This window comes from Pseudomonas sp. LF-5 (assembly GCF_037626295.1).
Classification (GTDB): domain Bacteria; phylum Pseudomonadota; class Gammaproteobacteria; order Pseudomonadales; family Pseudomonadaceae; genus Aquipseudomonas; species Aquipseudomonas monsensis.
In genome coordinates, this window is sequence record NZ_JARKMT010000003.1 from 493734 (window position 1) to 506503 (window position 12770).

Below are 12770 nucleotides of genomic sequence, written 5' to 3' on the forward strand. Positions count from 1 at the left end.
ACTTGTCGAGAATTCGTAGCAAGCCGCTGCGTGGCTCTGTCGGATTTCCTGCCGCCGACATACTATGCGCGCCATGCAAATATCCTCTGAACACCCACTGCTGTTACGCATCGTCGATGACCTGGCCGAACATGGCTGGTCGCAGCAGAACATATTCCTGCCCGCCGGTTTGACCCGCGAGCTGGCGGCCGAGTGCCGTAAACGTGAAGCCGAGGGTGAACTGGCGCCGGCGGCGGTCGGGCGTGGGCCGTTTTCAGAGATTCGCGAGGGGATTCGCGGCGACCACATTCAGTGGATCGATCCGGGCCAGGCCGATTCTAGCGACCGCTATTTGAATCTTATGGAGAGCCTGCGCGAGGCACTCAACCGAGGCTTGTTTCTTGGTCTTGAGGACTTTGAATGCCATTTCGCGCTGTATCCGCCGGGTGCTTTTTATCGCAAGCACGTCGACCGTTTTCGCGACGACGACAAGCGCATGGTCTCGGTGGTGGTCTACCTCAATGACGCGTGGTTGCCGGAGGATGGCGGGCAACTGCGCATGTACCTGAACGACGACCGCGTGCACGACGTGCAGCCAACTGGCGGTTGTCTGGTGGTGTTCCTCTCCGGTGAAGTGCCGCATGAAGTGCTGCCGGCAAACCGCGAGCGCCTGTCGCTGACCGGCTGGTTCCGCCGCCGTGGCAACGAGCCGTTCTGAAATGGACAAGATTCTGGTCAGTCGCTGCCTGTTGGGCCACCGCGTGCGTTACGACGGCGGGGCCAGCGGGCCGTTTGATTTGCTCGAACAGTGGATCGCCGAAGGGCGCGTAGTGCCGCTGTGTCCGGAAGTCGCCGGTGGGTTGCCGACGCCACGGGCGGCGGCGGAGATTCCGGGCGGGCAGGGTGGTGAAGTGCTTGATGGCGTCGCGGCGGTAATCACTACCGAGGGCGAGGATGTCAGTGCGCAGTTTCTCGACGGAGCACGCCAGGCGCTGGCGTTGGTGCAGAAACACGGCATTCGGGTGGCGCTGCTCAAGGCCAACAGTCCTTCTTGCGGCAATCTGCTGACTTACGACGGGACGTTCAGCGGAGTGAAAGTCTCAGGCGAAGGCGTAACGGCCGCGCTGCTCAAGCGCCATGGCGTGCAGGTTTTCAGTGAACTCGAACTGCCCCTGGCGGCGGTGGCTCTGGCGGCTTTGGACTGATCCGGAATCGTTGCCCTCACCCCAGCCCTCTCCCCGAGGGAGAGGGGGCCGACCGCGGGGTCTGGCGTCTTGCATCGAGCTGAAAGACCTTATCGCTTATGGATTCGACAAAGCCATGATCAGTCGATTTCGGATTCGGTATAGCGATCCCAAGTCGGCGTATCTCTGAAGCATCCCCCAATCAGTCCCCTCTCCCTCTGGGAGAGGGTTAGGGTGAGGGGCTTTTAAGGCTTAAACCACTTCTCGGTCAGCGCCGCCAGGCGCCCGTCCGCCTTGATCCGCTGCAGTGCACCCGCAAGGCTGGCCTGAAACGCCGGATTGCCCTTCTGAAACGGAATCGCCAACTCGACCGGTGCCGCCGCTTTTGGCTTCTCTTCCGTCAATGCCTGCACCAGCACCATCGGCCGTGGCTGCTCATCCTTCTTCGCCAGCAACTGCGCATCGGCCTTGCCGTAAGACTCACTGAAATCGAAACGATCCTTGAGTTCCGGTGTCAGTGCCATGTGGTTGAGCGCAACATCGTACTTGCCGCTTTCAACGCCCTGGAGCAGGTCGGCTTCGTCAGTGACGATGAATTCGGCGCGCACGTCCAGCTCGTTGGCCAGCAGTTGTCCCAGCTCGACCTCGAACCCTGTGAGTTTGTCGCCATCGTCCTTGTAATTGAAGGGCGGTGTATTAGCCTCAAGGGCTATGCGCAGCTCGCCACGGTCGTTGACGTCATCAATCAGTTCGGCGTGAGCCAGAGGGCTCAAAAGGGGTAGCAGGCAGATCAGGCCAGGCAGAAAACGCATGGTCACTCCTTTGAAATCATTATCGCGACGCTCTGATTCAGGCTCGCTTTGCTATGGTTGTCGAGTGCCTTCGACAACGAATGGTCATGAAGTTGTCATGACCACGCGGATTTTACGGAAAAACTGGAGAATAGAATGAAAACGTTTATGTCACGAGCAGCCTTGGCTGGCCTGTTGATGGGTGTTTCAGTGCTGGCCAGTGCAGCGACTCCGGCCCCCAAGGGCGCTGAAGTGTTCATCGTTTCTCCCGAGGACGGGGCCACGGTTTCCCAGGAATTCAAAGTCAAGTTCGGTACCAAGGATGTCGCGTTGGCTCCGGCCGGTGATGTCACCAAAAACACCGGGCACCACCACCTGCTGATCGACGTCGACAAGCTGCCGGCGGCAGGCGCGCCGATTCCGAATGATGCGAACCACATGCACTTCGGCAAGGCGCAGACCGAGGCCACGATCAAACTGGCACCGGGCAAGCACACCCTGCAACTGGAGCTGGGCGACAGCGGCCACATGCCGTTCGATCCGCCAATCGTCTCGAAGAAAATCACCGTTAACGTCGAATAAAAAAAGGGAGCCCTTCGGGGCTCCCTTTTTTACAGCTGCAAGCTTCAAGCTGAAAGCCTCAAGCTGAAAGCCTCAAGTCAAAGCAAAAGCGAACATCACTTGCCGCTTGTAACTTGAGGCTTGTAGCTGCTCTTAGAAGAGCACACGGCTACGGATGGTGCCGTTGACGTGTTGCAGCTTCTCTTGCGCCAGCTCCGAGTACTCGGCGTCGACGTCGATTACCACGTAACCGACTTTCTCGTTGGTCTGCAGGAACTGACCGGAGATGTTGATGCCGTTTTCGGCGAAGACCTTGTTGATCTCGCTCATCACACCCGGGATGTTCTCGTGGATGTGCAGCAGGCGGTGCTTGCCAGGGTGAGCCGGCAGGGCCACTTCCGGGAAGTTCACCGACGAAACGGACGTACCGTTGTCGCTGTACTTGACCAGTTTTTCTGCCACTTCCAGACCGATGTTGGCTTGCGCTTCGGCGGTCGAACCGCCGATGTGCGGGGTCAGGATCACGTTGTCCAGGCCACGCAGCGGGCTTTCGAACTCTTCGTCGTTGGAGCGTGGCTCCACCGGGAATACGTCGATGGCTGCGCCGATCAGGTGCTTGTCCTTGATCGCGTCCGCCAGGGCGTCCAGCTCGACCACGGTACCGCGCGCGGCGTTGATCAGGATGCCGCCCTTCTTGATGGCGCGGATTTCCTTCTCGCCGATCATCCACTGGGTCGCAGCGGTTTCCGGTACGTGCAGGGTGACGATATCGGACATGCCCAGCAGCTCGTGCAGGTTGCCGACCTGAGTGGCGTTGCCCAGCGGCAGCTTGGTCACGGTGTCATAGAAGAACACCTGCATGCCCAAGCCTTCCGCCAGAACCGACAGCTGCGTACCGATCGAGCCGTAGCCGACGATGCCCAGTTTCTTGCCACGGATCTCGAAGGAGTTGGCTGCGGACTTGATCCAGCCGCCACGGTGGCAGGAAGCGTTCTTCTCCGGGATGCCGCGCAGCAGCAGGATGGCTTCGGCCAGTACCAGCTCGGCAACGGAGCGGGTGTTGGAGTACGGCGCGTTGAACACGGCGATACCGCGCTCGCGGGCAGCACTCAGGTCAACCTGGTTGGTGCCGATGCAGAAACAGCCGACTGCCACCAGCTTCTTCGCGTGATCGAAGATCTCTTCGGTCAGTTGGGTGCGCGAACGAATGCCGATGAAGTGAGCGTCAGCGATCTTTTCCTTGAGCTGGGCTTCCGGCAAGGAGCCTGTCAGGTATTCGATGCTGGTGTAGCCCGCCGCCTTGAGGACGTCGACAGCCGATTGGTGGACGCCTTCGAGAAGAAGGAACTTGATCTTGCTCTTATCGAGAGAAGTCTTGCTCATCTGCGTAAACCTGTATCCCGGAGAAAAATGGCAGGAAATGGTCAACAGACATTGACCTGGACGACAAGAAAGCCGTCACCGCAGAACTGGCCTTGGGCACTGGCCTGCGGGGTCGGTATGCTAGCATAGCCACCCCGCGAAACACTCATTCCTGCGACGTGAAGCGTCTTCAGGATGACCATGAATTGTTCGAGAGTTCTGTCGATGACCAATCCTGCCCTGATTGATGAACTGAAGACCCTGGTCGAGCCTGGCAAGGTCCTGACCGATGCCGACTCCCTGAACACGTACGGCAAGGACTGGACCAAGCACTTCGCCCCGGCGCCAAGTGCCATCGTGTTTCCCAAGACTATCGAGCAGGTGCAGGCCATCGTCCGTTGGGCCAACACCCACAAGGTGGCGCTGGTGCCATCCGGCGGGCGCACCGGGCTTTCTGCCGCCGCCGTGGCCGCCAATGGCGAAGTGGTGGTGTCGTTCGACTACATGAACCAGATTCTCGACGTGAACCTCACCGACCGCACCGCCGTGTGTCAGCCGGGCGTGGTCACCGAGCACTTGCAGAACGTCGCCGAAGAAAACGGCCTGTACTACCCGGTGGACTTCGCTTCGGCCGGTTCCAGCCAGATTGGCGGCAATATCGGCACCAATGCCGGCGGGATCAAGGTGATTCGCTACGGCATGACCCGCAACTGGGTCGCCGGCATGAAGGTGGTGACCGGCAAGGGCGATGTGCTGGAGCTGAACAAAGACCTGATCAAGAACGCCACCGGTTATGACCTGCGCCAATTGTTCATCGGCGCTGAAGGCACCCTTGGATTTGTCGTCGAAGCGACCATGCGTCTGGATCGCGCGCCGAAAAACCTCACCGCGATGGTCCTTGGCACTGCCGATTTCGATTCGATCATGCCGGTACTGCACGCTTTCCAGGGCAAGCTCGACCTGACCGCGTTCGAATTCTTCTCCGACAAGGCTCTGGCCAAAGTGCTGGGCCGTGGCGACGTACCGGCCCCCTTCGAAACCGATTGCCCGTTCTACGCGCTGCTGGAATTTGAAGCGACTACTGAAGAAGTGGCCAACAGCGCGCTGGAAACCTTCGAGCACTGTGTCGAGCAGGGCTGGGTGCTGGATGGCGTGATGAGCCAGAGCGAAACCCAGCTGCAGAACCTGTGGAAGCTGCGCGAATACATCTCCGAAACCATCTCGCACTGGACGCCGTACAAGAACGACATCTCGGTCACCGTGTCGAAAGTGCCGGCATTCCTGCAGGAAATCGACGCGATCGTCGGCGAACACTATCCAGACTTCGAAATCGTCTGGTTCGGCCACATCGGCGACGGCAACTTGCACCTGAACATCCTCAAGCCGGATAACCTGAGCAAGGACGAGTTTTTCGCCAAGTGCGCAACCGTCAACAAGTGGGTGTTCGAAACCGTCGAGAAGTACAACGGTTCGATTTCCGCCGAGCACGGCGTGGGCATGACCAAGCGCGACTACTTGACGTACAGCCGTTCGCCGGTCGAAATCGAGTACATGAAAGCGGTCAAGGCGGTGTTCGACCCGAACGGCATCATGAACCCGGGCAAGATCTTCGCGGTTTGATGGGCAATCTTTGATGAATCAATGAAGGCAGGAGTCGGTAAATGAGCTATCAGCACCAGTATGTCGACGGCACGCGCATTCACTTCCCGATCGGGAAAGTCGTGTGCATTGGCCGTAATTACGCCGAACACGCCAAGGAACTGGACAACCCGGTCCCGACCGAACCGTTGCTGTTCATCAAGCCGGGCAGTTGTGTGGTGCCGCTGGAAGGCGGGTTCAGCATTCCGACCGAGCGCGGTTCGGTGCACTACGAAGCGGAAATCGCTGTGCTGATCGGCAAGCCGCTGTCGACCAAGCCGAGCCGCGAAGAGGTGCTCGACGCGATCTCCGGTTTCGCCCCGGCGCTGGACCTGACCCTGCGCGACAAGCAGGCCGAGCTCAAGTCCAAGGGCCTGCCGTGGGAAATCGCCAAGTCGTTCGACGGCGCAGCGGTGATCGCCCCGTTCGTGGTCGGCAGCACCTTCGCTGACCTGACCGACATCGGCATACGCCTGACCATCAACGGTGAAGTGCGCCAGGACGGCAACAGCAGCGCGATGCTCAACCCGATCGTGCCGATGATTCAGCACATGGCCGGCTGCTTCTCGCTACAGGCCGGCGACGTGATTCTCACCGGCACCCCGGTGGGCGTCGGTCCGCTGAATGTCGGCGACGACATCGTGCTCGAACTGGTCGGCGCGAGCCGCTTCACCAGCAGCGTACGCTAACCGCAACACTGCAAATCCCCTGTGGGAGCGAGCTTGCTCGCGAAGGCGCCAGGTCAGTCGACATCATCGTTGCCTGACACTCCGTCTTCGCGAGCAAGCTCGCTCCCACATTGTTTTGTGGGGCCCTGAAGATGGTTGGCAGCACACGACAATCCCGCCATTTGCCGTTTTTTTCACATCCTGTCCGGATAATTCCTCTCATTCTGGCGTCTGAGCCGGCCTCTTTGTGCTATTACCCATAGCCTGAATATTCGGAATGCGTCCCTGATGTCTGCTCAAACTCAGCTCGATTCTCCTCGTCGTTCACGTTTTGCCCTGCGTTGGTATGTCTGGCTGTTGCTGGTGCTTGCCGCCGCTTATGGTCTGGCGTTTGCCATGCATTGGGATGACCGTGGCCTGCTCTGGGTGCGCGAGCGTTTCGAGAGCCAGGTCGAGCAGAAAGCCAGCGTCTGGTTGCCGGACTATCGGGTGGTCATCGACGGCAAACTGCTGCCGGGCATGGAAAAGGACGAGGCCTCGGACCTCGCCTACAATCCGCAGACCAAGACCCTGTTTTCGGTGATGGGCAAAAATCCGTTCCTGGTCGAGCTCACCCTGCACGGCGATGTGCTGCGCAAAATGCCGCTGGTGGGCTGGAGCAATCCGGAAGGCCTGACGGTCATGGAGAACGGCCTGATGGCCATTGTCGATGAGCGTCAGCACATGCTCTCGATCGTCAAGGTCGATGCCGACACTCGCGAATTGAACATCGCCGACTTCCCCAAGTACGATCTCGGCCCGTCGAAAGATCAGAACAAAGCCTTCGAAGCGATTACCTGGGACCCGCACAACCAGCAACTGCTGTTGGGCGAAGAACGTCCGCCGGCGCTGTTCACCTGGAAAAGCGACGGCAGCCAGATCCTCAAGGGTGACAAGCAGAAGCTTGCCAATGATGAGCTGGATATCCGCAACCTCTCGGCCCTGGCGATTGACCCGCGCACTCAGCACACCCTGGTGCTGTCTGCCGATTCGCACCTGTTGCTGGAGCTGGACGAGAAAGGCGAACAGGTCAGCTTCATGACCCTGCTGGGCGGCTTCAACGGTCTGAAAAACACCATTCCCCGTGCCGAAGGCGTGACCATGGACGAGGCCGGTACGCTGTACATGGTCAGTGAACCCAACCTGTTTTACCGCTTCGAAAAACACAAATAGCCTCTGCTGCCGGGGTTGTCTTGTGGTTTAAGGCAAGTGGCCATTAAGCTTCAATTCAGACGGGCGTGATATTTCATCCGCCTGTTTTGAATCCGAGCCCGCCCGAATGCGTCGACTTGCCCGCCCCAAGCCCCTGTTCGTCACCCTGTCGGTGATTGCCCTGATCGCGTTGATTGCGATCGGCCAATACCTGCGCCTGTTCGAGCGCGCCTGGTTCAATCTGCACACGCTGTGGCAACCGCAGAGTAGCGAGTCGATTGGGCTGGATCAGTATCGCGTCGAGATTGAAGCGCGGGTGATTGACGGGCTGGACGACGATGTTTCGGCGCTCACCTTCGATCCGGTGCGCAAAAGCCTGTTCACCGTAACCAACAAGAATTCCGAACTGGTCGAACTGTCGCTCGAAGGCAAGATCCTGCGGCGCATTGCCCTGATTGGTTTTGGCGATCCCGAAGCCGTCGAGTACATCAGCGCCGACACCTACGTGATCACGGATGAGCGTCAGCAGCGGCTGATCAAGATTCACTTGGAGGCAGACACCACATTCCTCGACGCGGCGGACGCCGAGCAGATGACCCTCGGCGTGCATATGGCCAGCAACAAAGGTTTTGAAGGCCTGGCGTATGACTCGGTAGGCAAGCGCTTGTTTGTTGCGAAGGAACGCAACCCGATGCTGATCTACGAAGTGCACGGTTTTCCGCACTTCAATCCGGAGAAGTCCTACGCGGTGCACGTGATCAACGATCCCAAGCGCGATGCCGGGATGTTTGTGCGCGATCTGTCGAGCCTGCAATACGACGAGCGCAGCGGGCATTTGCTGGCGCTGTCGGATGAGTCACGGTTGATTCTGGAGCTGGATGTCGGCGGGCGGCCGTTGAGCACGATGTCGATCAGTGGCGGGCGCCAGGGTTTGAAGAAAACCGTGCCGCAGGCGGAGGGGATTGCGATGGATGATGACGGCACGTTGTATCTGGTGAGTGAGCCGAACCTGTTTTACGTCTTCAAAAAACCTGCGCAGCCTTAACCAACACCGTAAACACTGTGGGAGCTGGCTTGCCAGCGATGGCGGTCTGTCAGTCAACATTGTTGTTGAGTCTCACGGCCTCATCGCTGGCAAGCCAGCTCCCACAGTTTATTCATCTGCCCATAAATTTCGGGCAGTCTGGGCTTACTCAGCCTTGAGGGTTTTCACGCCTTCGCTGGTGCCCAGCAGCAACAGATCCGCCGGACGCGCCGCGAACAGGCCGTTGGTGACCACGCCGACGATCGCATTGATCTGCGCTTCCAGCTCCACCGGGTTGGTGATCTGCAGGTTGAACACGTCGAGAATGATGTTGCCGTTGTCGGTCAGCACGCCTTCGCGGTACACCGGGTCGCCGCCCAGTTTCACCAGTTGGCGGGCAACGTGGCTGCGGGCCATCGGGATCACTTCGACCGGCAGCGGGAACTCGCCCAGCACCGGCACCAGTTTGCTGGCGTCGGCGATGCAGATGAAGGTCTTGGCCACGGCGGCGACGATCTTCTCGCGGGTCAGGGCTGCGCCGCCGCCCTTGATCAGGTTCAGGTGCGCGTCGCTTTCATCGGCGCCGTCGACGTAGAACTCCAGGTCGCTGACGGTGTTCAGCTCATACACTGGAATACCGTGGCCCTTGAGGCGCGCAGCGGTGGCTTCGGAGCTGGCGACCGCGCCATCGAACGCGCCCTTGTGCTGGGCCAGGGCGTCGATGAAGCAGTTGGCGGTGGAGCCGGTGCCGACCCCGACGATGCTCTTGTCGTCGAGTTTCGGAAGGATGAAGTCGACGGCGGCCTGCGCCACTGCCTGTTTGAGTTGATCCTGGGTCATGCGGGCTCCGGAAGCGGGCAAGGTGAGAACGGAAAGGCCGGCATTATAGCCGCAAGCGCGGCTAAAACCTCTGGATTCGTGTGGTCGTCCGGGCAAAAGCCGGGTTAGACTCCTTGGCCCTGCCCAACCCGCTCAGTGATGCTTTCCGATGCTCGAACAGTACGTCAAAAAGATCCTCACCTCGCGCGTTTATGACGTTGCCGTAGAAACCCCGCTGCAGAACGCTCGCCAGCTCTCCGAGCGGCTGGGCAATGACATCTGGCTCAAGCGTGAAGACTTGCAGCCGGTGTTCTCGTTCAAGATTCGCGGCGCCTACAACAAATTGACCCAGCTGACCGACGAAGAGCGCGCCCGTGGCGTGGTCACTGCATCGGCGGGTAACCATGCGCAGGGTCTGGCCCTGGCGGCGAAAGTGCTGGGCGTCAAAGCCACTATCGTCATGCCCAAGACCACCCCGGAGATCAAGGTCGAGGGCGTGCGCTCGCGTGGCGGCAAAGTGGTGCTGCACGGCGATTCGTTCCCGGAGGCACTGGCCTATTCGTTGAAACTGGTCGACGAAAAGGGCTACGTCTACATCCACCCGTACGACGATCCGCACACCATTGCCGGGCAGGGCACCGTGGCGATGGAAATTCTGCGTCAGCACCCGCAACCGCTGGACGCGATCTTCGTGCCGGTCGGCGGCGGCGGTCTGATCGCCGGCATCGCAGCGTATGTGAAATACCTGCGTCCGGACATCAAGGTCATCGGTGTCGAGCCGGACGACTCCAATTGCCTGCAAGCGGCCATGGCCGCGGGTGAGCGCGTGGTATTGCCGACCGTGGGCATCTTCGCCGACGGCGTGGCGGTGGCGCAGATCGGCCAGCACACCTTCGACATCTGCAAGGATTACGTCGACGAAGTGATCACCGTCAGCACGGACGAAATCTGCGCCGCCATCAAGGATATCTACGACGATACCCGCTCGATCACCGAACCTGCCGGCGCTTTGGGCGTGGCCGGGATCAAGAAGTATGTCGAGTTGCGCGGCGTCAGCGGCCAGACCTTCGTCGCCATCGACTCCGGCGCCAACGTCAACTTCGACCGCCTGCGCCACGTCGCCGAACGCGCCGAGCTGGGTGAAGGCCGCGAAGCGATCATCGCGGTGACCATTCCCGAGAAGGCCGGCAGCTTCAAGGCGTTCTGTGAGGCCGTCGGCAAGCGCCAGATCACCGAATTCAACTACCGCTACAACACCGGCAGCGAAGCGCACATTTTCGTCGGCGTGCAGACCCACCCGGAAAACGACCCGCGCAGCGCCCTGCTGGCGAGCCTGACCGAACAGGGTTTTCCGGTCATCGACCTGACCGATAACGAGCTGGCCAAGTTGCACATTCGCCACATGGTCGGCGGGCACGCGGCGCACGTCATTGATGAAGTGGTGTTTCGCTTCGAGTTCCCGGAACGTCCGGGGGCGCTGTTCAACTTCCTCAACAAGCTGGGCGGGCGCTGGAACATCTCGATGTTCCACTACCGCAACCACGGGGCTGCCGATGGCCGCGTGGTCGCCGGTCTGCAAGTCCCGCACGACGAGCGCCATCTGGTGCCGGCGGCCCTTGAGGAAATCGGTTACCCGTATTGGGATGAAAGCGAGAACCCGGCCTATCAGCTGTTTCTTGGCTGAGCGGCTACGCTGATGGGCATGGCCCAAGGAAGACGAACACATGGAAACCCTGACCACCCTGAAAGTCCTTCACGTTGCGGCGACCGTGGTGATCCTTGCGAGCGGGCTGGGGCTCGCCGCGCTTTCCTGGCGTAATCGCAGCGAAGGACCGGCCAGCACGATGCAGCGGCCTTGGCTGTTCATCTGGTGTCTGATGCTGCTCGGCATGTTCAGCATGCCGTTCACCGGCTGGTGGCTGGTGCACCTGGTGGGCTGGTCGTTGGGGCAGTTCTGGATTCTGGGTTCCAGTGTGATCTATGCCGTGGCCACGTTCAGTGCCGTCTGGCTGCTGGTTCGGCTGAATCGGCTGTGGACGAGCGGGGTCGGCAATCGGAAATTCAATCTGGCACTGGCGATTGTCAGCGGCGTTGGATTTCTCGCCATTGCGGCGTTGATGGGGGCCAAGCCTGTTTAAGGCTTGAGACCGAGTCGAGCCAATCGCTGGCAAGCCAGCTCCCACAGGGATCTTCAGTGAACACGGATATTGTGGACAGCCGAAAAACCTGTGGGAGCTGGCTTGCCAGCGATGGCGTAATTAGCCGCGCAGACTAATCACCGGCCAGCCACGCTTCTCGGCCTCGGCGCGCAGATTCGGATCCGGATCGACAGCGACGGGGTTCGCCACCTGCTCCAGCAGCGGCAGGTCATTCATCGAATCGCTGTAGAAATAGCTGTGATCCAGCGAATGCCCGGTCTCCTCCAGCCAGCGATTGAGGCGTGTCACCTTGCCTTCGCGAAAGCATGGAATGTCGGTGCTGCGCCCGCTGTAGCGGCCATCGATCATTTCGCACTCGGTGGCGATCAGCGTTTCCACGCCCAGGCGCACGGCAATCGGCGCCGTCACGAAGCGGTTGGTCGCGGTGATGATCACCAGTTTGTCGCCGGCGTCACGGTGTTGTTTGAGCAGCTCCAGCGCCTTGGGCAGCACGATCGGCTCGATGCAGTCGCGCATGTAGTCGTTGTGCCACTGCTCAAGCACGGCCATTTCGGTGCGACCGAGGATTTCCAGGCAAAAGTTCAGGTACGCGGCGTTATCCAGTTGGCCGGCCAGGTAATCCTGATAGAACTCGTCGTTGCGAGCCTTGTATGCCACCGGATCGAGGAAGCCGCGTTCACACAGATAATCGCCCCAGGCGTGATCGCTGTCGCCGCCCAGAAGGGTGTTGTCCAAATCGAATAGAGCCAGGCGCATTGCAGTTACCCGCTGAAAAGTCAGTAAAAAGGCGACAAGAATACGGTCTTTTCACAAGAGTGCACATAAGGTAGGAACCTTCGTTGCCGCCTTATCAAGCTTTGTGGAACAATGCGGCGACATGCGTTTGCGAGGTTGTTGCCGTGATCGACCCCGATGGTTTCCGCCCCAATGTCGGGATCATTCTGACGAATGACGCCGGCCAGGTGCTATGGGCTCGCCGTATCAATCAAGATGCCTGGCAGTTTCCGCAGGGGGGAATCAACCCCGAGGAGACGCCGGAGGACGCCTTGTACCGCGAGTTGAACGAAGAAGTGGGCCTGGAGCGTGAAGATGTTGAAATTCTCGCCTGTACCCGGGGCTGGTTGCGCTATCGTTTGCCGCAACGTCTGGTGCGTACCCACAGCCAACCGCTGTGCATCGGCCAGAAACAGAAATGGTTTCTCCTGCGCCTGATCTCCAACGAGCAGCGGGTGCGGATGGATTTGACCGGTAAACCGGAGTTCGATGGCTGGCGCTGGGTCAGCTATTGGTATCCGTTGGGCCAGGTGGTGACATTCAAGCGCGAGGTGTATCGCCGCGCCCTCAAAGAGCTTGCCCCGCGCCTTTTAGCGCGCGACTGACGACGGAGTTCGACC

14 protein-coding genes are annotated in these 12770 nt (G+C 59.9%); 10 read left to right on the plus strand and 4 right to left on the minus strand.

The annotated features are described in order from the left end of the window. Positions 1–64: 64 nt before the first annotated feature. Positions 65–697 (plus strand): 2OG-Fe(II) oxygenase, encoded by a 633-nt coding sequence (locus tag PseuLF5_RS14280; protein WP_123469650.1) that lies wholly within the window; start codon positions 65–67, stop codon positions 695–697. 1 nt (position 698) lies between these two features. Next, positions 699–1184 (plus strand): DUF523 domain-containing protein, encoded by a 486-nt coding sequence (locus PseuLF5_RS14285; RefSeq protein WP_340133811.1) that lies wholly within the window; start codon positions 699–701, stop codon positions 1182–1184. 224 nt (positions 1185–1408) lie between these two features. Here the strand turns inward: PseuLF5_RS14285 and PseuLF5_RS14290 are convergent, their stop codons facing one another. Further along, positions 1409–1975: a transporter substrate-binding domain-containing protein gene (locus tag PseuLF5_RS14290; RefSeq protein ID WP_123469646.1), complete on the minus strand. Its 567-nt coding sequence runs from the start codon at positions 1973–1975 to the stop codon at positions 1409–1411. A gap of 135 nt (positions 1976–2110) precedes the next feature. Between PseuLF5_RS14290 and PseuLF5_RS14295 the strand changes: the two genes are divergently transcribed. Further along, positions 2111–2536, plus strand: coding sequence for a DUF4399 domain-containing protein (locus PseuLF5_RS14295; protein WP_123469644.1), 426 nt, complete (start codon positions 2111–2113; stop codon positions 2534–2536). A 132-nt stretch (positions 2537–2668) separates the two neighbouring features. Here PseuLF5_RS14295 and serA read toward each other — a convergent pair whose 3' ends face one another. Continuing rightward, positions 2669–3898: a phosphoglycerate dehydrogenase gene (gene serA, locus PseuLF5_RS14300; protein WP_025112046.1), complete on the minus strand. Its 1230-nt coding sequence runs from the start codon at positions 3896–3898 to the stop codon at positions 2669–2671. 204 nt (positions 3899–4102) lie between these two features. Between serA and PseuLF5_RS14305 the strand changes: the two genes are divergently transcribed. From PseuLF5_RS14305 to PseuLF5_RS14325, 4 genes are all read left to right on the plus strand, one after another. Next, positions 4103–5497 carry an FAD-binding oxidoreductase gene (locus PseuLF5_RS14305; protein WP_123469642.1) on the plus strand — a complete coding sequence of 465 codons (1395 nt, stop codon included), beginning with the start codon at positions 4103–4105 and terminating at the stop codon, positions 5495–5497. Between the two features lie 41 nt (positions 5498–5538). Further along, entirely contained in the window at positions 5539–6204 is a 666-nt protein-coding gene (locus tag PseuLF5_RS14310; protein WP_064589697.1) for a fumarylacetoacetate hydrolase family protein, read from the plus strand. A 267-nt stretch (positions 6205–6471) separates the two neighbouring features. Beyond that, the gene (locus PseuLF5_RS14320; protein ID WP_340133812.1) at positions 6472–7395 is read left to right on the plus strand and encodes an SdiA-regulated domain-containing protein; all 924 of its coding nucleotides are present in this window, start codon (positions 6472–6474) and stop codon (positions 7393–7395) included. Positions 7396–7501: 106 nt separating this feature from the next. Continuing rightward, positions 7502–8419, plus strand: a complete 918-nt coding sequence (locus PseuLF5_RS14325) for an SdiA-regulated domain-containing protein (protein WP_222834097.1) — start codon at positions 7502–7504, stop codon at positions 8417–8419. Between the two features lie 144 nt (positions 8420–8563). Here the strand turns inward: PseuLF5_RS14325 and rpiA are convergent, their stop codons facing one another. Beyond that, complete coding sequence (gene rpiA / locus PseuLF5_RS14330) at positions 8564–9238, minus strand: ribose-5-phosphate isomerase RpiA (protein WP_007913886.1); 675 nt, start codon at positions 9236–9238, stop codon at positions 8564–8566. Between the two features lie 148 nt (positions 9239–9386). On the opposite strand from rpiA, the gene ilvA reads away from it, so the two are divergent. Further along, complete coding sequence (ilvA, locus tag PseuLF5_RS14335) at positions 9387–10901, plus strand: threonine ammonia-lyase, biosynthetic (protein ID WP_186747059.1); 1515 nt, start codon at positions 9387–9389, stop codon at positions 10899–10901. A 40-nt stretch (positions 10902–10941) separates the two neighbouring features. Next, positions 10942–11355, plus strand: coding sequence for a DUF2269 family protein (locus PseuLF5_RS14340; RefSeq protein ID WP_222834098.1), 414 nt, complete (start codon positions 10942–10944; stop codon positions 11353–11355). Between the two features lie 120 nt (positions 11356–11475). Here PseuLF5_RS14340 and PseuLF5_RS14345 read toward each other — a convergent pair whose 3' ends face one another. After that, positions 11476–12132, minus strand: coding sequence for an HAD family hydrolase (locus PseuLF5_RS14345; protein WP_186747061.1), 657 nt, complete (start codon positions 12130–12132; stop codon positions 11476–11478). A gap of 143 nt (positions 12133–12275) precedes the next feature. On the opposite strand from PseuLF5_RS14345, the gene PseuLF5_RS14350 reads away from it, so the two are divergent. Beyond that, on the plus strand, positions 12276–12755 hold the full coding sequence (locus PseuLF5_RS14350; protein WP_003229203.1) for an RNA pyrophosphohydrolase: 480 nt from the start codon (positions 12276–12278) through the stop codon (positions 12753–12755). Positions 12756–12770 lie beyond the last annotated feature (15 nt).

Coding starts and splice junctions, on each gene's coding strand:
- PseuLF5_RS14280 (WP_123469650.1), top strand. CDS start 65: ATGCGCGCCATGCAAATATCCTCTGAACACCCACTGCTGTTACGCATC.
- PseuLF5_RS14285 (WP_340133811.1), top strand. CDS start 699: ATGGACAAGATTCTGGTCAGTCGCTGCCTGTTGGGCCACCGCGTGCGT.
- PseuLF5_RS14290 (WP_123469646.1), bottom strand. CDS start 1,975: ATGCGTTTTCTGCCTGGCCTGATCTGCCTGCTACCCCTTTTGAGCCCT.
- PseuLF5_RS14295 (WP_123469644.1), top strand. CDS start 2,111: ATGAAAACGTTTATGTCACGAGCAGCCTTGGCTGGCCTGTTGATGGGT.
- serA (WP_025112046.1), bottom strand. CDS start 3,898: ATGAGCAAGACTTCTCTCGATAAGAGCAAGATCAAGTTCCTTCTTCTC.
- PseuLF5_RS14305 (WP_123469642.1), top strand. CDS start 4,103: ATGACCAATCCTGCCCTGATTGATGAACTGAAGACCCTGGTCGAGCCT.
- PseuLF5_RS14310 (WP_064589697.1), top strand. CDS start 5,539: ATGAGCTATCAGCACCAGTATGTCGACGGCACGCGCATTCACTTCCCG.
- PseuLF5_RS14320 (WP_340133812.1), top strand. CDS start 6,472: ATGTCTGCTCAAACTCAGCTCGATTCTCCTCGTCGTTCACGTTTTGCC.
- PseuLF5_RS14325 (WP_222834097.1), top strand. CDS start 7,502: ATGCGTCGACTTGCCCGCCCCAAGCCCCTGTTCGTCACCCTGTCGGTG.
- rpiA (WP_007913886.1), bottom strand. CDS start 9,238: ATGACCCAGGATCAACTCAAACAGGCAGTGGCGCAGGCCGCCGTCGAC.
- ilvA (WP_186747059.1), top strand. CDS start 9,387: ATGCTCGAACAGTACGTCAAAAAGATCCTCACCTCGCGCGTTTATGAC.
- PseuLF5_RS14340 (WP_222834098.1), top strand. CDS start 10,942: ATGGAAACCCTGACCACCCTGAAAGTCCTTCACGTTGCGGCGACCGTG.
- PseuLF5_RS14345 (WP_186747061.1), bottom strand. CDS start 12,132: ATGCGCCTGGCTCTATTCGATTTGGACAACACCCTTCTGGGCGGCGAC.